Origin of the sequence: Streptomyces lothianensis, from assembly GCF_047779955.1 — a bacterium.
In the GTDB taxonomy this organism is placed as follows: domain Bacteria; phylum Actinomycetota; class Actinomycetes; order Streptomycetales; family Streptomycetaceae; genus Streptomyces.
The window spans coordinates 1-285 of record NZ_JBLMKT010000080.1; the positions used below are offsets into that span (position 1 = coordinate 1).

The window sequence follows — 285 nt, forward strand, 5'->3', positions numbered from 1 at the left end:
GAGCATGACCTGGAAGAGGGGGTGGTGGGCGAGGGTGCGGGTCGGGTTGGCGATTTCGACGAGGCGGTCGAAGGGGATGTCCTGGTGCTCGAAGGCCGTGAGGTCGAGGTTCCGTACGCGTTCGAGGAGTTCGCGGAAGCTGGGGTCGCCGGAGGTGTCGGTGCGCAGGACGAGGGTGTTGACGAAGAAGCCGACGAGGTCGTCGAGGGCTTCGTCGTCGCGGCCCGCGACCACGGTTCCCACGGGGATGTCCGTGCCCGCGCCGAGCCGGGACAGGACCGCTGC

1 protein-coding gene is annotated in these 285 nt (G+C 69.1%); it reads right to left on the bottom strand.

Going from position 1 to position 285, the window contains the following annotated elements; genetic code table 11:
• The coding region (locus ACLF6P_RS28805) for a condensation domain-containing protein (RefSeq protein ID WP_415954346.1) at positions 1 to 285 on the bottom strand (285 nt) is incomplete at both ends.